This window comes from Nocardia sp. NPDC004340 (assembly GCF_053602575.1).
On record NZ_JBSGDW010000002.1, the window covers coordinates 666,218 to 692,053 of the forward strand.

Sequence of the window (25,836 nt, forward strand, 5' to 3'; positions counted from 1 at the left end):
GTCGACGACGACGAGCTTGCCGCCGTAGAGCAGCGGGCCCCACAGCTCCCACACCGAGAAGTCGAAGGCGTAGGAGTGGAACAGGGTCCACACGTCGTCGGGTCCGAAGCCGAACTCGCGATCGGTGTTCGCCATCAGGCGCACCACATTGCGGTGCGCGACCGCGACGCCCTTGGGGCGGCCGGTCGAACCGGAGGTGTAGATGACGTAGGCGACGTGGTCCGGGTGCAGCGCCGCACGGCGGTCGGCATCGGTGACGGGGCCGTCGGCCGCGTCCACGATGTTCCCGGCCTCCAGCGAGAAGCCGTCCAGGAGAACGGTGTTCAGCTCGGCCGGGAGCTCGACCTGCACGGTCGAGTCGGTGATCACGCTGGTGGGCTTCGCGTCCGAGAGCACGAAGGCGATGCGGTCGGCCGGGTAGGACGGATCGATCGGCACGTAACCCGCACCGGTCTTGATCACGGCCAGCAGCGCCACGACCAGGTCCGCGGAACGCGGCAGCAGCACCGCGACCAGCGACTCCGGACCCGCGCCCTCCCCGATCAGCCTGCGCGCCAGCACGTTCGCGCGGCGATCCAGCTCGAAGTAGGTGAGCTCCTCGTCGCCGAACCGCACCGCGACCCGCTCCGGGTGAGCGGCCACGGCCAGGTCGAACAGGCCCGAGATGGTGGCCTCGGACGCGGCGAACGGGCTCGCCAGCGCTTCGAGGGGGTTGGACAGGCGCTCGGCGGCCCCGCCCAGCGCGGCCAGCGCGGCGGCCTCGGGCGCGATGCCCGAGATGCCCTCGGCGACGGCGAGTTCGGCCTCGGCGACCGCCGCGCGCGCGGTCTCGGCCAGCTCGACGATGTCCTCGCCCGCGGAGACCCAGTACTCGGCGACGTCGTGGCGTTCGCCCTCGCCCAGCAGGTCGATGTCGCCGATCAGGGCCGACGGTTCCTCGGCGACGGCGCGCAGGATGCGGACCAGGCGCTCGGCGAAGGAGATGACGGTCTCGGCGTCGAACAGATCGGTGGCGTAGTTCCAGGACAGGCCCAGCGACCCGTCGGCGCGCTCGCTCACCGTGAGCTGCACGTCGAACTTGGCGGTGCCCGGATCGAATTCGACGACCTCGAGGGCCAGGTCGGGCAGCTCGACGGCGGCCGCGTCCTTGGCGCTCGCGGCCTCGAAGGTCAGCGCCACCTGGAACAGCGGGTGGTGCGCCTGCGACCGGACCGGGCTGAGCACGTCCACCAGCCGCTCGAACGGCACGTCGGCGTGCGCGAAGGCGGCCAGGTCGGTGCGGCGCACCTGGGCGAGCAGATCGCGGAAGGCCGCGTCCGGCCGCACCTCGCTGCGCAGCACCAGGGTGTTGACGAACATGCCGACCACGTCGTCGAGGGCGCGTTCACCGCGACCCGCGATCGGGGTGCCGATGGCGATGTCGGTGGACCGCGACAGGCGTGCGGACCAGGCCGCGAGCGCCGCGTGGACCAGCATGAACAGGGTGACGTCGTGTTCGCGGGCCACGCCGGTGAGGGCGCGGTGCAGGTCGGCGTCGATCGAGAAGTCGTGCACGCCACCGGCATTGGTGGCGACCTCGGGACGCGGCCGATCGGCGGGCAGCTCCAGCTGCTCGGGCAGGTCGGCCAGCTGGGTGGTCCAGTAGCCGATCTGCTGGGCGGCGATCGACTCGGGATCGGTCTCCGCGCCCAGGATCTCGCGCTGCCACAGCGTGTAGTCGGCGTACTGCACCGGCAGCGGCGACCAGGCCGGGGCCTCGCCGGTCGCGCGGGACAGGTAGGCGGCCACCACGTCACGCAGCAGCGGGCGCAGCGACGCGCCGTCCGCGCTGATGTGGTGCAGCACCAGCACGACCACGTGCTCGGTCTCGCTGAGGCTGAGCACCGTGGCACGGAACGGCAGTTCCCGGGTGACGTCGAAGAAGACGCTCGCCAGCTGGGTGATGCGCGCGGTCAGGTCGGCCGCGGTGACGGACTCGGTCCGCACCTCGAAGTCGATCTCGGACAGCGGCAGGACGCGCTGGAAGCCGTCGCCCTCGATCTCGGGGTAGACGGTGCGCAGCGACTCGTGCCGGGCCAGCACATCGCCCAGGGCGGCGGTGAAGGCGGCCGGATCGATCGCGCCGGTGAGCTTCAGCGCCACCGGGATGTTGTTGACCGCGGTGCGGTTGTCGAAGCGGTTCAGGAACCACATGCGCTGCTGCGCCAGCGACAGCGGCACCAGCTCCGGACGCTCCTGCGCGACCAGGGCGGCGCGCGCGCCGGTGCCGACGCGCGATTCCAGCTGTGCCGCCAGCGAGGCCACGGTGGAGGCCTCGAACAGCGCGCGCAGCGGGATGTCGGCGTCCAGCGCCGCGGACAGGCGCGCGATCACCTGGGTGGCGATCAGCGAGTTGCCGCCCAGCTCGAAGAAGTCGTCGTCCAGGCCGACCCGCTCCAGGCCGAGCACGTCGGCGATGGTTCCGGCGACCGTCTGCTGCACCGGGGTGGCCGGGGCGCGGAAGGTCTTGGCGGCGAAGGTCGGCGCGGGCAGCTGCTTGCGGTCCAGCTTGCCGGAGGCGTTGAGCGGGAAGGCGTCCAGCACCATGAAGGCGGCCGGGACCATGTAGGCCGGAAGCTGTTCGGACAGCACGTCCTTCACGGCGTCGACGTCGAGGTTGCCGTCGGCGGCGATCAGGTAGGCGACCAGCTGATCGCCGGTGCGCTCGTCGTGGCGGACCACGACCACGGACTGCGCGACGGCGGGCAGCGCGGTGAGCGCGGATTCGATCTCGCCGAGCTCGATGCGCAGACCGCGCAGCTTCACCTGGAAGTCGGTGCGGCCCAGGTACTCCAGCTCGCCGTGACCGGTCCAGGTGACGAGGTCACCGGTGCGGTACATGCGCGCGCCGTCGCCGAACGGGTTGGCCACGAAGCGATCCGCGGTCAGGTCGGGGCGGGCCACGTAGCCGGTGGCCAGCTGGTCACCCGCGAGATAGAGCTCACCCGCGACACCCACCGGAACCGGGTTCAGGCGCGAATCCAGCACGTACACCTGGGTGTTGAAGACCGGCGCGCCGATCGGCACCGAGGTGATGTCGGCGTCGACGACCTCGTGGAAGGTCACGTCGACCGCGGCCTCGGTGGGGCCGTACAGGTTGTGCAGACGGGCGCCGGTCAGCTGCCGCAGCTTCTGCGCGGTCGGCGCGGGCAGGCCCTCACCGGAGGCGAAGACATTGGTCAGGCTGACGCAGTCGGACGCGGCCGGCTCGGCCACGAACACCGCGAGCATGGACGGCACGAAGTGGGTGACCGTGACGCCCTCGCGGACGATGATCTCGGCCAGGTACGCCGGGTCGCGGTGGCCGTCGGGCTTGGCGACCACCAGGCGCGCGCCAACCTGCAAGGGCCAGAAGAACTCCCACACCGACACGTCGAACGTGGCCGGGGTCTTCTGCAGCACCACGTCGTAGGCGGCCAGCCCGTACTGGGCGTGCATCCACACCAGGCGGTTGACGATGGCCGCGTGGCTCACGGCCACACCCTTGGGGCGGCCGGTGGAACCGGACGTGAAGATCACGTAGGCGGTATTGCCCGGGCGCAGCGGCGAGCGGCGCTCGGCATCGGTGACCGGGCTGTCGTCGAAGGCCGACAGATCCAGCTCGTCGATCCGAACCTGGCGCGCCTCAACGCCTTCCAGGTCGTCGCCCGAAGTGAGCACGCAGACCGGCTGCGCGGTCTCGAGGATGTACTGGGTGCGCTCGGCCGGGTGATCCGGGTCCAGCGGCACGTACGCGCCACCGGCGACGGCCACGGCGTACATGCCCGCGACCAGGTCGATGGAGCGGCGCATGCCCAGCGCGACGAAGGATTCCGGTCCGACGCCCTCGGCGATCAGCCAGCGCGCCAGCTTGCGCACGCGGGCCGCGAACTCGGCATAGGACAGACTTGTCCCCTCGAACGTGACAGCCGTCGCGTCCGGGGTCAGCGCGACCTGCGCCTCGAACAGCGACACCAGCGTCGCCGCCGCGCCCTCGTCGATCTCCGGCAGCGCGGTGTCCAGCTCGAACGCGGTCTCGTTCCAGCCGACCAGCAGCTGACGGCGCTCGGTCTCGGTCAGCAGCTCGACATCGCCGACCAGCTGGGCCGGGTCCGTGGCCACGGCGGTGAGCACGGCGACGAAGCGCTGCGCGAACACACCCGCGTACTGCGCGTCGAAAAGGTCTGTGGCGTAGACGAGCTCGGCGTCCATGGCGGAGTCGCCGTCGACGACCTCGCTCAGGGTCATCTGCAGATCGAACTTGGCCGACTGCTGATCGATGGCCAGCTCGGCCACGCTCAGGCCCGGTAGCTCCAGCGAGGCACGCCCCAGGTTCTGGAACGACAGCATGACCTGGAACAGCGGGTGCCGCGCCTGCGAGCGGGCCGGGTTGAGCACCTCGACCAGGCGCTCGAACGGCACGTCCGCGTGGGCGAAGGCCTGCAGATCGCGCTCGCGCACGGTCTTCAGCAGGTCGGTGAAACTCGCGCCGGTGTCCACCGGGGCGCGCAGCACCAGGGTGTTGACGAACATGCCGACCAGGTCGTCGAGCGCCTGCTCGCCACGGCCCGCGACCGGAATGCCGACCGCGATGTCGTCGGTGCCGCTCAGGCGGGCCAGCAGCGCGGCGAAGGCGCTGTGCACCACCATGAACAGGGTCGTGCCATGGGCCTGCGCCACCCGGTTCAGCCCGGCGATGAGCTCGCCCGGCACCTGGAACCGGTGGGTGCCCGCGTCGTAGGAGGCGACGGCCGGGCGCGGCGTGGTGGACAGGCGCAGCTCGTCCGGCAGGCCGGACAGGGTGTCGCGCCAGTAGTCGAGCTGCTCGGTGATGAGCGAGCGCGGGTCCTCTTCCGAACCCAGGGTCTCGCGCTGCCACAGCGCGTAATCCGCGTACTGCACCGGCAATTCGGTCCAGCCCGGGGTCTCGCCCTGACTGCGCGCGATGTAGGCGGTCATCAGGTCGCGGACCAGCGGCGTCATGGAGAAGCCGTCGGCGGCGATGTGGTGGGCCACCAGGACCAGCACGTGCTCGTCGGCCGCGAGGCGGTAGGCGCGCAGGCGCACCGCGGTCTCGGTGGTGACGTCGAAGCCGCGCGCGGCGAAATCGTAGACCGCGGCGAACAACTCGCCCTCGGTCACGTCCAGCACGTCCAGCTCCGGAATGGCGCGCCCGGTGGGCAGCACCTTCTGGTAGGCGACGCCCTCGTGCGACGGGTACAGGGTGCGCAGCGACTCGTGGCGCGCCATCACGTCGGCGATCGCGCCGCGCATGGCGTCGAGATCCAGTGCGCCGGTGAGCCGTACGGCCGCCGGGATGTTGTTCGCGGCCGATTCGGGATCGAACCGGTTGAGGAACCACATGCGCTGCTGCGCGAGCGACAGCGGCGGGTACTCGGGACGGGTGCGGACCGTGAGCGCCTGACGCACACCGGTTCCCGCGTGCGACTCCACCCGCGCGGCCAGCGCGGCCACGGTCGGGGCCTCGAACAGCACACGCACGCCGATCTCGGCGTTCAGCGCGGCCGCCAGGCGAGCCACCACCTGGGTGGCGACCAGCGAGTTGCCGCCCAGCTCGAAGAAGTCGTCGTCCACGCCGACGCGCTCGGCGCCGAGCAGGTCGGCGAAGATCTGCGCGATGATCTCCTCGATCGGGGTCGAGGGGGCGCGGAAACGCTTGGCCTCGAACACCGGCGCGGGCAGGGCCTTGCGGTCCAGCTTGCCGGAGGCGTTGACCGGGAAGGCGTCCAGCACCACGAGCGCGGCCGGAACCATGTAGGCGGGCAGCGAGGCGCTCAGCGCGGCCTTCACGCCGTCGACGTCGACCACGGCGTGAGGCTCGCGGACCACGTAACCCACCAGCTGGTCGCCCGCGTGCGCGTCGGTGCGGACCACCACGACGGACTGGGCGATGGTCGGCTGCGCCAGCAGCGCCGCCTCGATCTCGCCCAGCTCGATGCGCAGACCGCGCAGCTTCACCTGGAAGTCGGTGCGGCCCAGGTAGTTCAGTTCCCCGGCGGCGGTCCAGGAGACCAGGTCGCCGGTGCGGTACATCCGGTCGCCGGAGACGAACGGGTTGGCCACGAAACGGTCCGCGGACAGGTCCGGGCGGCCCAGGTAACCCCGCGCGAGCTGATCACCCGCGAGGTAGAGCTCACCCGCGACACCCGGCGCGACCGGGTGCAGGCGGGCGTCGAGGACGTAGGTCTCGGTGTTCCACACCGGGCGGCCGATCGGCACGAAGACGGTGTCGGCGTCCACGACCTCGTGGTAGGTGACGTCGACGGCCGCCTCGGTCGGGCCGTACAGGTTGTGCAGACGCGCGCCGGTCAGCTCGCGCAGCTTCTGCGCGGTCGGCGCGGGCAGCGCCTCACCGGAGGCGAACACCTGCCGCAGCCGCGGTGCGGTGGCGGCGGCATCACCGCTGTCGGTGCCGAGGGTGGCGACGAAGACCGACAGCATCGACGGCACGAAGTGCGCCGTGGTGATGCCGGTTTCCGCGATGACCTGGGCCAGATAGACCGGGTCGCGGTGGCCGTCCGGCTTGGCGACCACCAGGCGCGCACCGGTCTGCAAGGGCCAGAAGAACTCCCACACCGACACGTCGAAGGTGGCCGGGGTCTTCTGCAGCACCGCGTCGGTGGCGTCGATCGGGTACTCGTGCTGCATCCACAGCAGGCGGTTCACGATCGCGCCGTGCTCGACGGCCACGCCCTTGGGGCGGCCGGTCGAACCGGACGTGAAGATCACGTAGGCGGTGTGCTCGGGCCGGATCGCCTGTCCCCGTTCGGCATCCGTGATCGGAGCGTCGGAGTAGGCGTCCAGGTTCAGGGTGTCGACTTCCAGCACCGGCACATTGCGGCCGGTCACGAAGTCGTCGCGGCCGGTGGTCAGGATGGCGACCGGGCGCGCGGTGTCGAGCACGTAGTCGATGCGCTCCATCGGCTGGTCCGGGTCCAGCGGCACGTACGCGCCACCGGCCTCCAGCACGGCGTACATGGCCACGACCAGATCCAGCGAACGCCGGATCGCCAGGGCCACCGGCGATTCCGCGGTGACGCCCTGCGCGATGAGCTTGCGGGCCAGCTTGTGCACCCGCGCCGCGAACTCGGCGTAGGACAGAACTGTCCCCTCGAATTCCACGGCAGGCGCATCAGGGCTGGTCAGAGCCTGGGCTTCGAACAGCGAGACCAGCGTCGCCGCCTCGCCTTCGGGCAGCGCGGGCAGCACCGAGGCCAGGTTGAACGCGGTGTCGTTCCAGCCGTCGAGCACCTGGTCGCGCTCGCCGGTGACCAGCACGTCGATATCGCCGAGCGGGCGATCCGGGTGCTCGATGACAGCGGCCAGGATCAGATCCAGTCGCCGCGCGAACGCCTCGATGGTGGGCTCGTCGAACAGGTCCAGCGCGTAGGAGATCTCGGCCGACATGCCGGCGTGCTCGCCGTGGTCGTCCTGCGCCTCCTGCAGGGTCAGCTGCAGGTCGAACTTGGCCAGGCGGGCGTCGTAGTCGATGCCGTTGACCGAGAGGCCGGGCAGTTCCAGGCTGGCCTGCCGGGTGTTCTGGAAGGTCAGCATGACCTGGAACAGCGGGTGGCGGGCCTGCGAACGGGCCGGGTTGATGACCTCGACCAGGCGCTCGAACGGCACGTCCGCGTGCGCGAAGGCGTGCAGGTCGGTGTCGCGGGACCGGGCCAGCAGGTCGGCGAAGGTCTCCGAGCCGTCCACCTCGGTGCGCAGCACCAGGGTGTTGACGAACATGCCGATCAGGTCGTCGAGCGCGGCCTCACCGCGGCCGTGCACCGGGGTGCCGATCGCGATGTCGGAGGTGCCCGACAGGCGGGCCAGCAGCACCGCCAGCGCCGAGTGCATGACCATGAACAGCGAGGCGTTGTGCCGGCGGCCCAGATCCACCAGCGCCTGCTGGGTTTCGGCGGAGATGGCGAACGGGTAGGTGCCGCCCTGGTAGCTGGCCACGGCCGGACGCTGCCGGTCGGAGGGCAGCACCAGTTCGTCGGGCAGGTCGGCCAGGGCCTCGGTCCAGTAGCGGATCTGCTTGGAGATCAGCGCGTCCGGATCGTCCTCGGAGCCGAGCACCTCGCGCTGCCAGAGCGCGTAATCGGCGTACTGCACCGGCAGTTCCGCCCAGGCCGGGGCCTCCCACGAGGTGCGGGCCGCGTAGGCCACCATCACGTCGCGGGCCAGCGGGCCCATGGACCAGCCGTCGGCGCTGATGTGGTGGACCACCATGCCGAGGATGTACTCGGTGTCGCTGATCTCGAAAAGCGCCGCGTGCAAAGGCACTTCGCCGGTGACGTCGAAGGCCATGGTGGCCAGCTCGACCAGGTGGTCGATCAGGTTGGACTCGGTGACCGGTACCGGGGTCAGGTCCGGCACGATCTGCGCGGCGTCCAGCACCCGCTGCACCGGGCCGTGCGCGGTCTCCGGGAAGACCGTGCGCAGCGACTCGTGGCGGTCGATGACGTCGATGACCGCGACCTGCAGCGCCGCGATGTCCAGCTCACCGGAGAGCCGGATGGCGACGGGGATGTTGTTGACCGCCGAGGCGGTGTCGAAGCGGTTGAGGAACCACATGCGCTGCTGCGCAAGCGAAAGCGGAACCTCGTTCGGCCGCTCGCGAGCGACCAGCGCCTTGCGGCCGCCGTCGCCGACATGCGATTCCACCCGGGCCGCGAGGGCCTCCACAGTGGCCGCCTCGAACAGCATGCGCACCGGCACGCGGGTGTCGAGGGCGGTGCCCAGGCGGGTCGCCACCTGGGTCGCGATCAGCGAGTTGCCACCCAGCTCGAAGAAGTCGTCGTCGACGCCGACGCGGACGATGCCCAGCACCTCGCCGAAGATCTGGGCGATGATCTCCTCGATCGGCGTTGTCGGAGCGCGGAATTCGCGCACCTCGAACCGCGGCGTCGGCAGTGCCTTGCGATCCAGCTTGCCGGAGGCGTTCAGCGGGAACGCGTCCAGCACCATGATCGAGCCCGGCACCATGTACGCGGGCAGGGTGCGCTGCAACGAGGTCTTGACCCCGTCCAGGTCCACCGGGCCGCCGGCCACGATGTAGGCGACCAGTTGATCGCCGGCCACGGTGTCGATGACCAGCACCACGGCCTGCTGCACCTTGGGGTGGTCCAGCAGCGCGGTCTCGATCTCGCCGAGCTCGATGCGCTGACCGCGGAACTTCACCTGGAAGTCGGTGCGGCCGATGTAGTCGATGACGCCCGGGTCGTTCTGGTTCCAGCGCACCAGGTCACCGGTGCGGTAGAGCCGCGAACCCGGCTCGCCGTAGGGGTTGGCGACGAAACGCTCGGCCGACAGGTCCGGACGGCCGAAGTAGCCGCGCGCCACCTGCACACCGCCGAGGTACAGCTCACCCGGGACGCCCGCGGGCACCGGGCGCAGGCCCTCGTCGAGCACGTAGGTCTGCGCGTTCCACACCGGGCGACCGATCGGCACCGAGGTGACCACCGGCGCGTCGATGGCGGCGGCGGTGGCGTGCACGGTGAACTCGGTCGGGCCGTACAGGTTGTGCACGGCCGCGGTGGAGAAGCGGCGGAACGCGGTCACGGTGGCCGGCGGCAGCGCCTCACCGGCGACCAGCACCGCACGCAGGGACAGGCATTCGGACGCCGAGGCCGTGGAGGCGAACACGCTCAGCATGGACGGCACGAACGAGGTCATGGTGACCCGGTGGCGTCCGATGACCTCCGAGAGGTACATCGGGTCGCGGTGGCCGTCCGGCGCGGCGATGACCTGCTGCGCGCCGACCGCCAGCGAACCGAACAGCTCCCATACCGACACGTCGAAGGTGACCGGCGTCTTCTGCAGGATCACATCGGTGTCGTCGATGCCGTATTCGGCGGTGATCCAGGCGATCTGGTTGAGCACCGCGGCGTGCGGGATGGCCACGCCCTTGGGGCGGCCGGTCGAGCCGGAGGTGAACAGCACGTAGGCGGCATTGTCCGGCCGCAGCGGCGCGAGCCGGTCCGCGTCGGTGACCGGGGCGTCGCCGTACTCGTCGAGGTCCAGCGAATCCAGTTGCAGCACCGGGCAATCCGAGGATTCCACGGCGTCGTCGACGGTGGTGAGCAGCACCACCGGCTCGGCGGTGCGCAGCACGTAGTCGGTGCGCTCGGCCGGGTGGTCCGGATCGATCGGCACGTAGCCGCCACCCGCGGTGAGGGTGGCGTAGATGGCGACCAGCATGTCCACCGAGCGGCGGATGCCCACCGCCACCAGGGACTCCGGACCGACGCCGGCGTCGACGAGCTTGCGCGCCAGGCGGTTCACCCGGGCCGAGAACTCGGCGTAGGTCAGCTCCTCGGCGGGGCCGAACATGCTGCCGCTGCGCTCGCCCGGATCGAAGATCAGGGCGGTGGCGTCCGGGCGGATCCGGACCTGCTGCTCGAACAAATCCAGAACGGTTGCCGCGCCGCGCAGTTCGCGGGCGGTGTGGTTCCAGGCGTGCAGGACGGTCTCGCGCTCACCGGCGTCGAGGACGTCGATGTCGCGGACCACGGTGTCCGGGGCGGCCACGGCGGTCTCGAGCACGCGCAGGTAGCGCTGCCCGAACTCGGCGACGGTCGACGCGTCGAACAGGTCGGTGGCGTAGGACAGGATCACCGACAGCCCGGCGGGCTCGCCGCCCAGGCCGCGCTGTTCGGTCAGGGTCCACTGCAGGTCGAACTTGGCGATGTCGACCTCGAGCTCGTCCGCGGAGACGGTGAGGCCGGGCAGCTCCATGGAGCCGTGCGACATCTCCTGGAACGACAGCATGACCTGGAACAGCGGGTGCCGGGCCTGCGAACGGGTCGGGTTGAGCACCTCGACCAGTCGCTCGAACGGGACATCGGTATTGGCGAAGGCCGCCAGGTCGGTCTCCCGGGTGCGGGCCAGGAAATCGGTGAAGCGTTCCGCCCCATCCACTTCCGAGCGCAGCACCAGGGTGTTGACGAACATGCCGATCAGGTCGTCGAGCGCCTGCTCACCGCGACCGGCGACCGGGGTGCCGATGGCGATGTCGCTGGTGCCCGAGAGGCGGGCCAGCAGCACGGCCAGCGCGCTGTGCATGACCATGAACAGCGAGACGCCCTGGGCGCGAGCCAATCCCGCGAGCCGGACGTGCAGCTCGGCCGGGATCTCGAAGGTGACGCGGGAGCCGTGGAAGCTCTGCACCGGCGGCCGCGGGCGATCCGCGGGCAGGTCCAGCTGATCCGGCAGCCCGGCCAGGGCCGTGCGCCAGTAGTCGTTCTGGCGCGCGGCCATGGAGTCGGCGTCGGATTCCGAGCCGAGCACCTCGCGCTGCCACAGGCTGAAGTCCTGGTACTGCACCGGCAGCGGCGCCCACGCGGGCTCCTGACCGGCGACCCGGGCCAGGTAGGCGGCGGTCATGTCGCGCGAGAGCGGACCGAACGAGAAACCGTCGGCCGCGATGTGGTGCACCACGAACGCGACCGCGAGATCCACTTCGTTGTCGTCGGCGACGGCATGACGGCCGGTCTCGGCCCCGGCGGCGACCCGGTACACGCGTACCCGGATCGGCAGCTGAGTGGAGACGTCGAAGCCCGCGGACGCGAACTGCGCCAGCGCGGAGCGCAATTCGGCCTCGGCGAGGTCGTGCACCTCGATGCCGAGATCCACCTCGTCCATGGGCAGCACCTGCTGGAAGCCGCCGTCCCCGGACTCCGGGAAGATGGTGCGCAGCGACTCCTGGCGCGCCACCACGTCGGTCAGCGCCAGCTGCAGCGCCTCGATGTCGACCTGTCCGCGCAACCGCACCACGAACGGCAGGTTGTAGGTCGGGACGTTCGGGTCGAACTGGTTGAGGAACCACATGCGCTGCTGCGCCAGCGACAGCGGCACCCGCTCCGGACGCTCCCGCGCCACCAGCGGCGGCCGCGAGACATCCGCGGGCCCAGCGGCTTCCACGCGCGCGGCCAGTCCGGCCACGGTCGGGGTCTCGAACAGCGCGCGCACACCCAGGCGGGTGCTGAACGCGGCCGAGATGCGGGCCACCACCTGGGTGGCGACCAGCGAGTTGCCGCCCAGATCGAAGAAGTTGTCGTCCACGCCGACCCGGTCGTGACCGAGCACGTCGGCGAACACGCCCGCCACGATCTCCTCGGCGGCGGTGCGCGGGGCGCGGTATCCGGCGGCGTCGGCGCTGAACACCGGCTCCGGCAGGCCCTTGCGGTCCAGCTTGCCGGAGGTGTTGAGCGGGAACGCCTCCAGCACCATGATCGAGGCCGGGACCATGTAGGTCGGCAGCTTCTCGGCGGCGAAGCGGGTCAGCTCGGCCGGGTCGATGCTCTGGCCCGGAACCGGCACCACGTAGGCGACCAGCTGCTGACCGGTGGCGGTGTCCATCACCAGCACGGCGGCCTGGCTGACCGACGGGTGGGCCAGCAGGTCGGTCTCGATCTCGCCGAGCTCGATGCGCTGACCGCGGAACTTCACCTGGAAGTCGGTGCGGCCGATGTACTCCAGCGCACCGACGGTACCCGATTTGTCGCTCGCGACGAGGTTCCAGCGCACCAGGTCACCGGTGCGGTACATGCGTTCGCCGGTGAGCGACAACGGATTCGCGACGAAGCGGTCCGAGGTCAGGTCCGGGCGGCCCTTGTAGCCGCGCGCCAGCTGGCGGCCCGCCAGATAGAGCTCACCCGCGGCGCCGATGGCGGCCGGTCGCAGATGCGAATCCAGTACGTAGACTTCGACATTCCACTCGGGTACACCGATCGGCACCGTGACGGTGTCGGCGGCGGTGTTCTCCCAGTAGGTGACCGAGACCGCGGCCTCGGTGGGGCCGTACAGGTTGTGCAGGCCGGCCGAGGTGATCTCGCGGAAGCCCGCGCCGGTCTCCGGCGGCAGCGCCTCACCGATCACGAAGACGTACTTCAGCGTGGCGCACTGGGCGCGGGTGGCGTGCGCGACGAACACCGTCAGCATGGACGGCACGAAGTCCGTGACCGTGACGCCGTGGCGCTCGATCATCTCCGCCACGTACAACGGATCGCGGTGACCGTCCGGGGTGGCCACGATCAGCTTCGCGCCGACCAGCAGCGGCATGAAGTAGCCCCACAGCGACACGTCGAAGGTGGTGGCCGTCTTCTGCAGGTACACATCGTCTTCGGTCATCGGATACTCGTCGAGCATCCACAGTTCCTGGTTGACGATGGCGTGGTGGGTGACCGCGACGCCCTTGGGGCGGCCGGTCGAACCCGAGGTGTAGATGACGTAGGCGGTGTTGTCCGGGCGCAGCGGCGCGCGGCGGTCCGCGTCGGTCACCGGCTCGGCGGAGAACGCCGACACGTCGAGGGTGTCGATCTCCAAGCGCCGCACCGACTCCGGCAGCTCGAGCTCGTCGCGGGCGGTGGTCAGCACGCAGACCGGTGCCGCGGACTCCAGGATGTAGGCGGTGCGGTCGGCCGGATGATCGGGGTCGATCGGCACATACGCGCCACCGGCGCGCAGCACCGCGTGCATGCCCACGACCAGCTCCAGCGAACGCCGCATGCCCAGGGCCACCAGCGATTCCGGGCCGACGCCGTCCTCGATCAGGAAGCGGGCCAGGCGGTTGACCCGCTCGCCGAACTCGGCGTAGGTGAGCTGCTCGCCCTCGAACTCGACGGCCACATTGTCCGGGGTCAGCGGAATCTGCGTGTCCAGCAACGCCGGCAGCGTGGTGACCGGCACCTCGTGCGCGGCGGAGTTCCACTCCACCAGGGTGCGGGTGCGCTCGGCCGCGGTGGTGATGGGCAGGCCCCACACCGGCTGCGCCGCCTCGGCCGCCAGGAAGCGGTCGAAGAACTCCAGGAAACGCGCGTGGTGACTGCGGGTCTCCTGGTCGGAGTACAGGTTCGGGTTGGTCTCGAAGTCGATGTGGTTCCGGGTGCCCTTCACCGACTGGTAGAAGTTGACGCCCAGGTCCTCGATGGAACCGGTGGACAGCACGCTGTACTCACCGGTGATGTCGCCGAGCACGACCTCGTTGTGGAACAACATGATGTTGACCCACGGGCCGAAGAACTGCGACCCGACCTCGCCACCGGAGAAATCGCCGGAAGAACTGTCGCGCTTGATGTCCTCGGCGCGGTAGCGCTGGTGACGCAGGGCGCCCGAGACGGCCACCGTCACCTGGCCGAGCAGATCGGTGACCGTGGAGTCGTGGCCGACCTTCAGGCGCAGCGGCACGATGTTCGAGGCAGCGCCACCGGAGCGGCGCATGATCGCGGTGGTGCGCGCGGTCACCGGGAGGCTGAGGACGACGTCCTGACTGCCGGTCCACTGCGCGAGGTAGGCGGCGAAACCGGCGATCAGCAGACCCGCGGGCGAGGACTCGTGGCGGGCCACGGCCTGATCCAGCAGTGAGGTCTGGCCCTTGGTGAGCGCGGCCGTGGCGATCCGGTTGATCGCCGCCGGCGGCGCGGAACGTCCGGCCAGGCTGGTGCCGTCCTCGACACCGGCGATCCGCTCGGCCCAGTACTCCTTGTCGGACTTGAAGCGGCTCGAGTCGCGGTAGGCGAACTCCTGCTCGACCAGGGTGGGCAGGTCGGTCAGCTTGTGCGGCGGGGGCTCGACGCCATTGACGAACGCGGTGTAGACCTCGGCGACCCGGGTCATGTAGGTCACCGCGCCGAGACCGTCCAGCACGATGTGGTGGATGCGCGCATACCAGTAGTAATGGCCGTCGGCCAGTTTCAGCATGCAGGTGCGGATGAGGCGGTCGCGGGTGAGTTCCAGGGGCGCGCTGTAGTCGGCGCGCATCCAGGCGTGGGCGGCGGCGGCCGGATCGGCCTCGGCGCTCAGATCGACGTGGTAGATGGTGCGGTCCAGCGAGTGGTCCACCATCTGCATGGGCTCGCCGTCACGCTCGACGATGCGCAGGAAGCCGGAACCGAACTCCTCCGAGCCGCGCACCATGGCGGCCTCGAGCAGCGCCATGTCGAGTTCCCCGCGCAGCTCGACGTACTGGGCGATATTGATCGGAACCTGCGGGTCCAGGTGCTGGGCATACCAGATGCCGAGCTGCGCCGGCGACAGCGGGAAAAGTTCGCCCGATCCCGGTGCGATTTCGCTGCCAGCTTCGCCGATGCCGCCGAAATCCAGCCGGTCCAACCCAAACCTCGCTTCCGGAACACCACGACCGCAGCGTTCCCCGCCGAAAAACCCGAACAGGACGCCACCGCTGCGGTCAGCGTGACGTCCGGCGTTCGGGGCTTACTTCACCGTCTTGTTTTTGTTGTCGAGACTCCCTGGGAGGTATCCCCCCAGCTGGCCGATCTTGTTACATGGGCGCGACCACACCCACCGGCCAACGCCGGGTCACAGTCGTGATTCTGGTGACGGACACTCGGTCCAATCTACCGGCAGCGCGCAAGCGGGAATCCGAAAGGGCCATAGCCGTCGGCTATCTTCCCATTTCACTGTTTCAGCCAGTGATATGCGACCTATCGCGACCAGGGTCGTACAGGTGAGACTGCGCGCAATCGATACTTTCGGCCAGTGCCCGGCCCACCAGAATGACCGCGGCCTGCCGCAGCCCGGCTGCCTCCACACGGTCCGCGATGTCGGCCAAGGTTCCACGGAGAACCTGCTGCTCGGGCTGGGTCGCCCGGTACACCACGGCCACCGGGCAGGCACTGCCGTAGTCGGCGGTCAGCTCCTGCGCGAGGGCGCGGATCCGGGTGATGGCCAGGTGCAGCACCAGCGTGGCCCGGGTGCGGGCGAAATTGGCCAGCGCCTCCGAATCGGGCATAGCCGTCGAGCGCGCGTGTGTCCGAGTCAACACCACCGACTGCACCTGTTCGGGCACAGTCAGTTCCGCCCCGAGCAGGGCCGCGGCGGCGGCGTACGCGGGCACCCCGGGCGTCACGTCCCACGGGATCCCCAGCGCGTCGAGTCGCCGCTTCTGTTCGGTGAGGGCCGAATATATGGAGGGATCGCCCGAGCACAGCCGCGCGACCTCCTTGCCCTCGGCGTGCGCCCGCGCGCAGTGCGCCACGATCTCGTCCAGATCCAGCTTCTGGGTATCGATCAGCTCGGCGTCGGGCGCGCAGTACGCCAGCACTTCCGGGTCCAGATACGTCCCCGCGTACAGGCACACCGGGGATCGGCGCAGCAGTTCGACCGCGCGCACGGTCAGCAGATCCGCCGCCCCGGGCCCGGCCCCGATGAAGTGCACTGTCATCGGGCGAGTCTCGCACACCCGCTCAGGCGAACCGTCCGACCGCCACCAGCACCGCCACCACGAACAGCACCACGTTCGACAACGACCGCCCATACTCCCCGCGTCGCACGTGGGTCACGAACCCGCCGACCATCACCAGGGCCAGACCCACCGCGGCGATCGGCGTCAGCACCTTCGCGATCCCCGTGGCCCACGGCAGCACGACCCCCAGGCCGCCCAGGATCTCCACGATCCCGATCCCCCGCACCGCGTTCTGCGACAGGTCGTCCACCCAGGGCATTCCGCCACGCAGCTTGTCCTTCTCGATCGCCGCCTTCGCGACGCCCCCGAGCACGAACGACGCCGCGAGCACGATCTGCCCGATCCACAGCCAGGTGTTCATTGGTCCTTCTCCTTGTCGTACATCCAGCTCGCGGCAACGGAATCCGCGACCCGGTCGATCAGCGCCCGATCGCCCTGCCCACCGAGCATGGTGAGCCAGAGGAAGACCGGTCCCGCGAATTGCGCGTGCGCCCAATCCAAGTCGGGCACACGGGCCAGATCCCCGCGCTCGACCGCCCGCTCGGCGACCGCCCGGATGAGCTCACGCTCGGGCAGCAGGCAGACGTCCTCGAACACGGTCTGCAGCGTTCCGTCGCGCATCAGATCCGCCATGAGCTCGGGCAGCACCGCCCGCACCCGCGGATTCCCCATGCGTTCGACGAAGTCCGCCGCGACCTCGTGCAGATCACCGCGCAGACCGCCGGTGTCGCGATACTCGCGCGGCCGCAGGTCCCCGATCAGATGATGCAGTGCGAGCGCGGCTTTCGACGGCCAGCGCCGGTACAGCGCGGCCTTGCCCACCCCGGCCCGGGTCGCCACGTCCTGCACGCGCAGGCCGGCGTAGCCCACCTCGGCGAGCAGGGCGACGGTCGCCTCGCGAACGGCCAGATCGGTCTCGGCCGACAGCGGCCGGCCCGGCCGCGGACCCTCGGATACGGAACTCACGGTTCCGAATCTAACACATAACGGAACTCACGGTTCCATAATCGGAGATTTCAGCCGCTGACCTTGAAATCGGCGAGGACCTTGGTGGGGAAGAGCCGGACGACGAGTTCACCGGGGACGCCGTTGCGCTTGCCGAACTCCTCGGCGCTGTCCGCGCCCATGTAGCGGGCGGCGATATCGGTGGCGGTGCGGATCAGGTCGTCGGGATCCTCGGAGACCTCGGTCACGCCCTGCACCTGAACGAAAGAGTATGGGGGCTCGGATACGTCGACACAGAGGGTGACGCGGCCGTCGCGCAGGATCGAGCGGCCCTTGGCGGTGTCCTTGCCGGTATTGAAGACGATGTGGTCGTCCTCGACGATGAACCAGATCGGGGCGATCAGGGGACGGCCGTCGGCGGCCACGAAGGCCAGCTTGCCGGTGCGGGTGCCCGCGCTCAGAAACTCGCGTACTCGGGAATCGGAGAGTGAGGCCATAGCGGACACCGTACGACGCTCAGCCGCGCGCGCCCCGGAGGCGGGCGATCTGGGTTTTGCTGAGCTCCTGAGCCTTTCGCATGTGCGCGATGATCGCCTCGAGTTCGGCGTCGGTGTGGTCGCTCAGCATGGCCTCCCAACCCTCGCCCAGGTCGTCCCACGTCGCGGTGATGCGAGCGACCGCCTCGGGGACCGGGGTGACCAGCACCCGGCGGCGGTCCTCGGGATCGGCTTCGCGGGTGACATAGCCGCCGCGTTCCATACGGTCGACCAGGCGGGTGGCGGAACCCGTGGTCAACCCGGTCATGTCGGCGATCTGCTTGACCGTCAGCGGCTGCGATTCCGCGGTGAGCAGGCTCAGGCATTGCAGGTCGGTGGGATGCAGTCCGAGCTTGTCCGCGATGGCCTGGTTGAACAGCGTGTACGCGGCCATGTACCGGCGCGATTCGCCGGAGAGCTCGTCGTACAACGCCCGGCGACGCTGGGATGTCATCTGGATCACACTCCTAATTAGCTGCGCGACGCAGCAATCTCCAATAGATTGCTGCGTGGCGCAGTTAATGCGCCGCACAGCAGATAATACCCCTGGAGGAACCATGCTCACCATCGCGGTCACCGGCGCCACCGGCGCCCAGGGCGGAGCCACCGCCCGCGCCCTGCTCGATCGGGGCCACCACGTCCGCGCCCTCACCCGCTTCCCCGACTCCCCCGCCGCCGAGCGGCTGCGCGCGCTCGGCGCGGAGATCCGCCGGGCCGACTTCGACGATCGCGCATCGCTGGATGCCGCACTCGCCGGGGCGGATTCGCTGTTCGCGGTCACCACCCCGTTCGACACCGACACCACCGTCGAGGTCCGGCACGGCGAGAACCTCGTCGAGGCCGCTGTCGCCGCTCACCTCGGCCACATCGTCTTCACCTCCGTCGCGCACGCCGACCGCGAAACCGGTGTGCCGCACTACGAGAGCAAGTTCGCGGTCGAGCGCCGGCTGACCGCCTCGGGCGTGCCGTGGACCGTCATCGCTCCGGCCGCCTTCATGGACAACTACGCCACCGGCTGGACCCTGGACGGCCTGCGCGAGCAGACGTTCTCCTGGCCGATGCCCACCGAGCAGCCGTTGACCCTGATCTGTGCCACCGATATCGGCGCGTTCGCGGCCCTCGCCCTGGACCGCCGCGCCGAATTCGCCGGTCGTCGTATCGATATCGCGGCGGACGAGCTCACGCCCGCGCGGATCGCCGCGACCCTGGCCGCCGCCATCGGCGCGCCGATCGCGCACCGGGAGGTCCCGCTCGCGTACGTGCGCTCCCGTTCCACCGATCTGGCCGCCATGTTCGAGTACTTCTCGACCGTCGGTCTCGATGTCGATGTCGCCGGTCTGCGCCGCGACTACCCCGAGATCGCCTGGCATTCCTTCGCCGACTGGGCGTCGACCCAGGATTGGCCCGCGCTGCTGGCCGCCGCGCCTGCCGCCCACTGAGTTCGGCGGTTCCGCGCGGTCAGATCGCTCCGCGCTCTCGGGCCCTGGCCACGGCGGAGGTTCGGGACTTCACGCCGAGCTTCGAATAGATGTGGACCAGGTGGGATTTGACGGTGGTCTCGGAGAGGAAGAGGCGTTTGCCGATCTCGCGGTTGGAGTGGCCGTCGGCGACCAGGCGCAGGACTTCGATCTCGCGGGGGCTCAGGGTGGTGTCGGGTTTGCGGACCCGGGTCATGAGGCGGGAGGCGACCGACGGGGAGAGGACGCTCTCGCCGTCGGCGGCGGAGCGGACGGCGGCGAGGAGTTCGGCGGGCGGGGTGTCCTTGAGGATGTAGCCGACGGCGCCCGCCTCGATGGCGCCGAGGATGTCGGCGTCGGTGTCGTAGTTGGTGACCACCAGGACGTTCGGCGGGTTCGGGAGGCCGCGCAGGGCGGCGGTGGCGTCGGCGCCGGACTTGCCGGGACCGAAGCGGAGGTCCATCAGGACCAGGTCGACCTCGGTCGTGGAGCAGAAGGCCACCGAATCCTCGGCGGTGGCGACCTCCCCGACGACGTCGATGTCATCGGAATCGGTTTCGGCGACGCTGGAGTCGAGGAGGGCGCGCAGGCCCGCGCGGACGATGGCGTGGTCGTCGGCGAGGAGGATGCGGATCATTGGTCCTCCAAGGGGAAGTAGACGGTGACCGCGGTGTGGCCGGGTTCGGATTCGACATCCATGGTGCCGCCCTGCTGCTCCACCCGATTGCGCATGGCGTTCAAACCGAAGCTGCCCGACGGGGATTCGGCCAGCACGGCCGGATCGATGCCCACACCGTCGTCGACCACGTCGAGGTGCACGGCGTCATCGCCGTAGGTGAGGGTCACCCGCATGCGCTGAGCCTGCGCGTGCCGCACCACATTCGACACCGCGCCCTGCGCGATGCGGACCAGCGCGGCCTCGATCGGCATGGGCAGCGCCTGCGGATCGCCCTCGACGAGAACCTCCGCCTCCAACCCTGGGGCGGCGGCCCGCTCCGCGATCCGGGTGAGCGCGCCCGCGAGGGACTGGCCCTCCAGCGCGGCCGGCGTGAGTTCGGCGATGAGATGGCGGGTTTCGACGAGACTGTCGGCGGCGGTCTCCCGGGCCAGCCGAATCCGTTCCAGCGCCGGATGATCGGGGGCGGCCCGCTCGACGGCGTGCAGCAGCAGCTGAATACTGCTGAGCCCCTGCGCGACGGTGTCGTGGATCTCCTGCGCCAGCCGCTCCCGTTCGGCCATCTTGCCCGCGGTGCGTTCCTGTTCGGCGAGAGTCTCTCGGGTGGCGAGCAATTCGTCGATGAGCCGCTGCCGTTCCGCGGCCTCCCGGAACAGCGCCTCGTAGCCGAGCCCGATGGCGACCGCGACCAGCGCGCCCAGCAGCGGGCCGATCACACCGGCGACCGTCCAGCCGCGGTGCGCGGCGAACCCGACGACGGCGACCACGGTCGCGGCGATCACCGCCAGCACGCCCCAATAGCGCGGCAGCAGATGCAGATAGAGGAAGAAGAGGCCGAAGACCAGGTAGACGGCCAGCGGGGCGACGAGCACCAGGGCCAGCCAGAGCAGGGTCAGCGCACCGAGCCAGATCCGCGCTCCCACCAGGTTCCGGCGGAACCGTCCCCCGGCGAAGTAGACGCCGAGGAAGACCTCGGCCAGCACGACCACCAGCACCTGATGGGCCCCGGAGACGACCTCCTGCACCGCCACCACCACGGTCAACGCCACGACCAGCACGTGCAGCCCGAGCTGCAGTGCGGAGAAGACGGGAGTCAGGGGGGACCGGTGCACGCGACCAGCTTATGCCGGGCAATTACCCCGGCATCCATCGAAAGTAGGAAACGCCGCCGTGCCGTTGGCGGACCGGGATTCGTTCCGCGGCGCGATGGCGGGACGGGCTTTCCCGGCGAGGGTGTAAGTATGTTCGTCGCATTCAGAGATCTGCGGGCGGCCCGCGGCCGCTTCCTCCTGATTACCCTGGTGGTCACGCTGGTCGCGCTGCTGGTCAGCTTTCTCAGCGGTCTCACGGCCGGTCTGGCGCACCAGAACATCTCCGCCATCGAATCGCTGAAGACCGACACCGTCGTCTTCTCCGACACCGGCTCCTCCCCCTCCTTCGACTCCTCCACGCTGAGCACCGAACAGGTGCAGACCTGGGAGCGCGCGGGCGGCACCGTCGACCCGATCGGCATCAGCCGCACCCGCGCCACCGTCAACGGCGCGTCCCCCACCCAGGTGGCGCTGTTCGGCGTGCAGGGCACCCCCTTCGGCAAGCGCACAGCTACCGAACCCGGATCGGTGATCCTCTCCAAGGCGGCCGCGAAGAACCTCGATGCGAAGTCCGGTGACACGGTCGAGCTGGGCTCGGCTCGCTACAGCGTGGCGGGCGTGACCGACGACGACTGGTACGCGCACACCCCGGTGGTGTGGATGACCCTGTCGGACTGGCAGGCGCTGAACCCGCGCTCGGGGGCGGCCACCATCCTCGCGGTCTCGGGGGTGAGCGAACAGAAGGCACTGAACTCGAGTGCTCACACCACCACGACCAGCAGCAAGAACTCACTGTCCGCCATGTCCTCCTACCAGGCCGAGAACGGGTCGCTCACGCTGATGACCGTCATGCTGTTCGCCATCTCGGCGCTCGTGATCGGCGCGTTCTTCACGGTGTGGACCGTGCAGCGACAGCCCGACATCGCGACCTTGAAGGCCTTGGGCGCGACCACCGGCTCCCTGATCCGGGATGCCTTGAGCCAGGCCCTGATCGTGCTGCTGCTCGGTGTCGGCGTGGGTGTCGGAATCACGGTCGTGGCCGGACTGTTCATGGGCGGCGCGGTGCCGTTCATCCTCAGCGCGAGCACGACACTCTTCCCGGCCGCCGCCCTGATCGCGCTCGGCCTGCTGGGCGCCGCCTTCGCCCTGCGCTTCCTCGTCACCACCGATCCGCTGACCGCGCTCAACCAGGCCCGCTGATGACCACGATCCCTTTGCCTCCCAGGAGCATCGCGATGACCAACACACTGACCGTCTCCGACCTCACCCTCACCTTCCCGGACGGCGCGGACCGCATCACCGCGCTCGACCACGTGAACCTGCGCGTGGGCGGCGGCGAGATCGCCGCCATCACAGGGCCGTCGGGGTCCGGCAAATCCACACTGCTGGCCACGGTGTCGACGCTGCTGCGGCCGGACTCGGGGCGGGTGGAGCTCGAAACCGCCTCGGGAAACGTGAATCTCGCCGAGCTGAGCCGCCGGGACGCGGCGACGATGCGGCGGAACTCGATCGGGATCGTGTTCCAGCAGTCCAATCTGGTGCCGGCGCTGACCACCATCGAGCAACTCGAGGCGATGGTGCACCTGGGGCAGAGCTGGTTCGTCTCCCCCGGCACGCGGCGCGAAGCTCGTGCGCGGGCACGGGATCTGCTGCACGCGGTGGGGTTGAGCGGCCACGAGAACAAGCGGCCCGCTCAGCTCTCGGGCGGGCAGCGGCAGCGGGTCAATATCGCCCGAGCGCTGATGAACGATCCGTCGCTGCTGGTCATCGATGAACCGACCAGTGCGTTGGATCAGGAGCGCGGGGCGGCGATCATCGACTTGATCGTTGGGATCGTGCGAGAGCATGGTGCAGCCACTTTGCTTGTTACACACGATCTTTCACATTTGGATCAGATGGACAGCGTTTACCAGATGGTGGATGGTGTTCTTACACAGCAGCAATCGGCAATTGCTGCATGAATTACTAAGGTATACCGGACATTTCGTGTTCCCTGGGTAATAGCACGGGCGTAAAATGGAGGCATGGATTCGAATGGGGGTGACACTCGACGACTGCGGTATCGCTGAACTGGCGGCCGCAGTCTCGACCCAGCGTCAACTCGCCGCCCTGGACACTCGCCTGATCATCGAAGCGGGAGAACGGTCCCTGCACGCGCGTAGCGGTGCGGGGAAGATGGTGCCGTTCCTGCGCCACACCCTCGGCCTGTCCCGCCACGACGCGGCGGTGCGGGTAAAGATCACACACCACTGCGGCGAATTCGTGCAGCAGACCGGACGCGTCGCCCCGCCGGTGCTGCCGGTGACAGCCGAAGCGTTTGCCGCCACAGACATCTCGCGCGATCACGTCCGCCACATCATGGACGTGATGAACCACCTTCCCGTCGACGTGCCCACCGAAGCGCGCGCCGAGGCCGAACAGATCCTCGTCAACTACTCGCGCAATGGGTGGCCCGATGATCTGTTGAAGATCGGTCGCGACATCCTCGCCCGCCTCGATCCCGACGGGAAGGTCATCTCCGACGCCGACCGTCGCCGCCGTCGCGGAATCACCCTGTGCCGCCCTGGAGTGGACGGGATAACCCGCATCGAAGGCTGGATCACCCCCGAGCTGCGTGCGTGCCTCGATGCCGTTGAGTCTTTGGTCTTTCAGCTCTTGTCTTTGACCGCACGCCCTGCACGATCACGGATCGCACGAATCTCCTCCACCAACTCCGCCGGACCATGCACCGTGATCTCAACCCCCAACTGCAGCAATCGATGCGCCACCCACTCGGGCAAGTCATCTCGCCGCATATCCAACGCACAAGCCTCCGGCCCCCGCGCGACTACATCGCCCGGCCCCTCCCCCAGCCGCCCGATCACGGCCGAGGCAGGAGCAGCGATATCCACGAGAAAGTGCAGCGACGGCGTCCCCCAATCGGTTCGATCACCGGTGATGTAGGCAGCGGGGTCCGCGGCGGGAAGCTCTCGGGCAACGAACCGAGCGCCGGTCGCGAGCACCCGACTGACCCTGTCCGCTCGAAAGCTCCGCCAGTCATCGCGGTCGAGATCGAACCCAACCAGGTACCAGCGGTGCCGATAGGGCACGAGCCCGACCGGCTCCACATGCCGACGGGTCTCGGCACCATCCGCCGCCTCGTACGCGAAACGGACGCGTTCAGTATTGGAGATCGCCGCCGCGAGTGCGGTGAGCAGCTCCGGGTCCACGGACTTCGCACCCGCACCGGGCGCGATGGTGGCGACACCCAGAACCCGCACTCGGCGGCGCAGCTTGGCGGGCAGGACCTGTTCGAGTTTGGCGAGCGCGCGGACCGAGGCCTCCTCGATGCCGGCGATGGCGGATCCCGCGGCGCCGCGCAGGCCGACGGCGATGGCCACGGCCTCGTCGTCGTCGAGGAGCAGCGGCGGCATGGCGGCGCCGGCCACCAGTCGATAGCCGCCGGTCGCGCCCATGGTGGCCTCGACCGGGTAGCCGAGGTCGCGGAGCCGGTCGATATCGCGGCGCACCGTGCGGTCGGTGACGCCGAGACGGTCCGCCAGTTCGCTGCCGGGCCATTCGCGCGGGGTCTGCAGGAGGGACAGCAAACGGAGCAGCCGGGCCGACGTATCGCTCATGAATTCCATCCTGCGCTCGAAGTAGGACAACAATAGTCCTACATGCTTCGTAACTTGGTCGGTGAACCGTTCACCGAATACCAAGGGGAGCCACGATGACCAGCACCGATATCCGCCCGTTCCGCATCGCCGTGCCGCAGTCCGAGCTCGACGACCTCCACGACCGCCTGGCGCGGGCCAGGTGGAGCGGGCAGCTGCCGGGGCAGGGCTGGGAGCGCGGTGTGCCGGTGGACTATCTGCGCGAGCTGGCCGAGTATTGGCGTACCGAATTCGACTGGCGCGCAGAGGAAACCGCATTCAATGAGTTCCCCCAGTTCCTGACCGAGATCGACGGGCTGGATGTGCATTTCCTGCATGTGCGTTCCGAGGATCCGGACGCGGTGCCGCTGATCCTCACGCACGGGTGGCCGAACAGCTTCGTCGAGTTCACGAAAACCATTCCGCTGCTGACGAATCCCCGGGCGCACGGCATGGAATCGGCGCGGGCTTTCCACGTGGTGATTCCGTCGGTACCCGGGTTCGGGTTCTCCGAGGCGCCGCGTGAGCCGGGGATGAAGCCGCGCCGGGTCGCCCGGATGTGGGTGGAGCTGATGGCGCGGCTCGGTTACGACCGGTACGGCGCGCAGGGCGGGGATCTGGGCGCGTACGTGGTGCAGGAGATGGCGATCGCCGATCCGGATCATCTGATCGGCGTGCACATCGACGGCGGTATCGGGATGCCGACCGCGGCGGACGTGCCGACCATGACGGCCGAGGAGCGCGCCGAATGGGATCTCATGCAGAAGTGGCAGTCCGGGGTGAACCACCACGTGCTGTTGCGGCAGGCGCCGCAGACCTTCGCGCACGGGTGGGCCGATTCGCCGGTCGGGCTACTGGGCTGGCTGGTGCACAAGTTCAACGAGTTCTCACCGCTGGCCGATCACCTGGAGGAGGCGGTGGATCGCGACCAGCTGCTGGCCAACGCGAGCGTCTTCTGGTTCACCAATACCGGCGCCACCTCATCGTGGCCCATGTACAACGGCCTCGGCGAGGACGGATTCGCCTGGCCGGCGGGCCAGAAACTGGTCCCGATCGGCGTGTATTCCGGCGGATCGCCGCTCATGCGCCGCCTCGCGGAACGCGATAACACCATCGCGTACTGGCCCGAGGGCAACACCGGTAACCATTTCCTCGCCATGGATGTGCCCGGGGCGCACGCGGCCGATATCCAGACCTTCTTCGACCTCGTGTCACGGCGACGTTAGCGGACCGGTCGGTCCCGAAAGACGTAGGGT

Annotated in this window: 13 protein-coding genes and 1 pseudogene (1 of these 14 running past the window's edge); 5 read left to right on the top strand and 9 right to left on the bottom strand. The window is 69.4% G+C overall.

Annotated features, from left to right (window positions below):
- From ACWEOI_RS10560 to ACWEOI_RS10585, 6 genes are all read right to left on the bottom strand, one after another.
- Window positions 1-15,147, bottom strand: the 5' end (the start) of a protein-coding gene (locus ACWEOI_RS10560; RefSeq protein WP_452359464.1) for a non-ribosomal peptide synthase/polyketide synthase. It extends 28,965 nt beyond the left edge of the window; only the first 15,147 of its 44,112 coding nucleotides appear in the window; it begins with the start codon at window positions 15,145-15,147; the stop codon falls past the left edge of the window.
- Between the two features lie 313 nt (window positions 15,148-15,460).
- Window positions 15,461-16,219, bottom strand: coding sequence for a precorrin-4 C(11)-methyltransferase (gene cobM, locus ACWEOI_RS10565; protein ID WP_379271151.1), 759 nt, complete (start codon window positions 16,217-16,219; stop codon window positions 15,461-15,463).
- Between the two features lie 22 nt (window positions 16,220-16,241).
- Entirely contained in the window at window positions 16,242-16,601 is a 360-nt protein-coding gene (locus tag ACWEOI_RS10570) for a DoxX family protein (RefSeq protein ID WP_433668586.1), read from the bottom strand.
- Window positions 16,598-17,206: a TetR/AcrR family transcriptional regulator C-terminal ligand-binding domain-containing protein gene (locus ACWEOI_RS10575; protein ID WP_433668588.1), complete on the bottom strand. Its 609-nt coding sequence runs from the start codon at window positions 17,204-17,206 to the stop codon at window positions 16,598-16,600. The genes ACWEOI_RS10570 and ACWEOI_RS10575 overlap by 4 nt, the downstream gene beginning before the upstream one ends.
- A gap of 50 nt (window positions 17,207-17,256) precedes the next feature.
- Complete coding sequence (locus tag ACWEOI_RS10580) at window positions 17,257-17,682, bottom strand: PPOX class F420-dependent oxidoreductase (RefSeq protein ID WP_452359465.1); 426 nt, start codon at window positions 17,680-17,682, stop codon at window positions 17,257-17,259.
- Window positions 17,683-17,701: 19 nt separating this feature from the next.
- Window positions 17,702-18,175 (bottom strand): MarR family transcriptional regulator, encoded by a 474-nt coding sequence (locus ACWEOI_RS10585; RefSeq protein WP_433668591.1) that lies wholly within the window; start codon window positions 18,173-18,175, stop codon window positions 17,702-17,704.
- A gap of 103 nt (window positions 18,176-18,278) precedes the next feature.
- Here ACWEOI_RS10585 and ACWEOI_RS10590 point away from each other — a divergent pair, with 103 nt between their 5' ends.
- Window positions 18,279-19,160: an NmrA family NAD(P)-binding protein gene (locus ACWEOI_RS10590; protein WP_433668593.1), complete on the top strand. Its 882-nt coding sequence runs from the start codon at window positions 18,279-18,281 to the stop codon at window positions 19,158-19,160.
- A gap of 19 nt (window positions 19,161-19,179) precedes the next feature.
- Here the strand turns inward: ACWEOI_RS10590 and ACWEOI_RS10595 are convergent, their stop codons facing one another.
- Window positions 19,180-19,815: a LuxR C-terminal-related transcriptional regulator gene (locus ACWEOI_RS10595; protein WP_452359466.1), complete on the bottom strand. Its 636-nt coding sequence runs from the start codon at window positions 19,813-19,815 to the stop codon at window positions 19,180-19,182.
- Complete coding sequence (locus ACWEOI_RS10600) at window positions 19,812-20,966, bottom strand: sensor histidine kinase (protein ID WP_452359467.1); 1,155 nt, start codon at window positions 20,964-20,966, stop codon at window positions 19,812-19,814. The genes ACWEOI_RS10595 and ACWEOI_RS10600 overlap by 4 nt, the downstream gene beginning before the upstream one ends.
- A gap of 129 nt (window positions 20,967-21,095) precedes the next feature.
- Between ACWEOI_RS10600 and ACWEOI_RS10605 the strand changes: the two genes are divergently transcribed.
- The 3 genes and pseudogenes from ACWEOI_RS10605 to ACWEOI_RS10615 form a co-directional block, all read left to right on the top strand.
- The gene (locus ACWEOI_RS10605) at window positions 21,096-22,145 is read left to right on the top strand and encodes an ABC transporter permease (protein ID WP_433668598.1); all 1,050 of its coding nucleotides are present in this window, start codon (window positions 21,096-21,098) and stop codon (window positions 22,143-22,145) included.
- 35 nt (window positions 22,146-22,180) lie between these two features.
- Window positions 22,181-22,906 carry an ABC transporter ATP-binding protein gene (locus tag ACWEOI_RS10610; protein WP_452359468.1) on the top strand — a complete coding sequence of 242 codons (726 nt, stop codon included), beginning with the start codon at window positions 22,181-22,183 and terminating at the stop codon, window positions 22,904-22,906.
- Window positions 22,907-22,979: 73 nt separating this feature from the next.
- Window positions 22,980-23,579: pseudogene (locus tag ACWEOI_RS10615) on the top strand (DUF222 domain-containing protein); the annotation flags it as partial.
- A 14-nt stretch (window positions 23,580-23,593) separates the two neighbouring features.
- Here the strand turns inward: ACWEOI_RS10615 and ACWEOI_RS10620 are convergent.
- Window positions 23,594-24,562 (bottom strand): helix-turn-helix transcriptional regulator, encoded by a 969-nt coding sequence (locus ACWEOI_RS10620; protein WP_452359582.1) that lies wholly within the window; start codon window positions 24,560-24,562, stop codon window positions 23,594-23,596.
- Window positions 24,563-24,657: 95 nt separating this feature from the next.
- On the opposite strand from ACWEOI_RS10620, the gene ACWEOI_RS10625 reads away from it, so the two are divergent.
- Complete coding sequence (locus ACWEOI_RS10625) at window positions 24,658-25,806, top strand: epoxide hydrolase family protein (RefSeq protein WP_452359469.1); 1,149 nt, start codon at window positions 24,658-24,660, stop codon at window positions 25,804-25,806.
- The last annotated feature ends 30 nt before the right edge of the window (window positions 25,807-25,836 follow it).

Excerpts from the sequence above, each read along its gene's own strand:
- ACWEOI_RS10605 (WP_433668598.1), top strand. The coding sequence starts at position 21,096 with ATGTTCGTCGCATTCAGAGATCTGCGGGCGGCCCGCGGCCGCTTCCTC.
- ACWEOI_RS10580 (WP_452359465.1), bottom strand. The coding sequence starts at position 17,682 with ATGGCCTCACTCTCCGATTCCCGAGTACGCGAGTTTCTGAGCGCGGGC.
- ACWEOI_RS10570 (WP_433668586.1), bottom strand. The coding sequence starts at position 16,601 with ATGAACACCTGGCTGTGGATCGGGCAGATCGTGCTCGCGGCGTCGTTC.
- ACWEOI_RS10585 (WP_433668591.1), bottom strand. The coding sequence starts at position 18,175 with ATGACATCCCAGCGTCGCCGGGCGTTGTACGACGAGCTCTCCGGCGAA.
- ACWEOI_RS10625 (WP_452359469.1), top strand. The coding sequence starts at position 24,658 with ATGACCAGCACCGATATCCGCCCGTTCCGCATCGCCGTGCCGCAGTCC.
- ACWEOI_RS10595 (WP_452359466.1), bottom strand. The coding sequence starts at position 19,815 with ATGATCCGCATCCTCCTCGCCGACGACCACGCCATCGTCCGCGCGGGC.
- cobM (WP_379271151.1), bottom strand. The coding sequence starts at position 16,219 with ATGACAGTGCACTTCATCGGGGCCGGGCCCGGGGCGGCGGATCTGCTG.
- ACWEOI_RS10590 (WP_433668593.1), top strand. The coding sequence starts at position 18,279 with ATGCTCACCATCGCGGTCACCGGCGCCACCGGCGCCCAGGGCGGAGCC.
- ACWEOI_RS10610 (WP_452359468.1), top strand. The coding sequence starts at position 22,181 with ATGACCAACACACTGACCGTCTCCGACCTCACCCTCACCTTCCCGGAC.
- ACWEOI_RS10620 (WP_452359582.1), bottom strand. The coding sequence starts at position 24,562 with ATGAGCGATACGTCGGCCCGGCTGCTCCGTTTGCTGTCCCTCCTGCAG.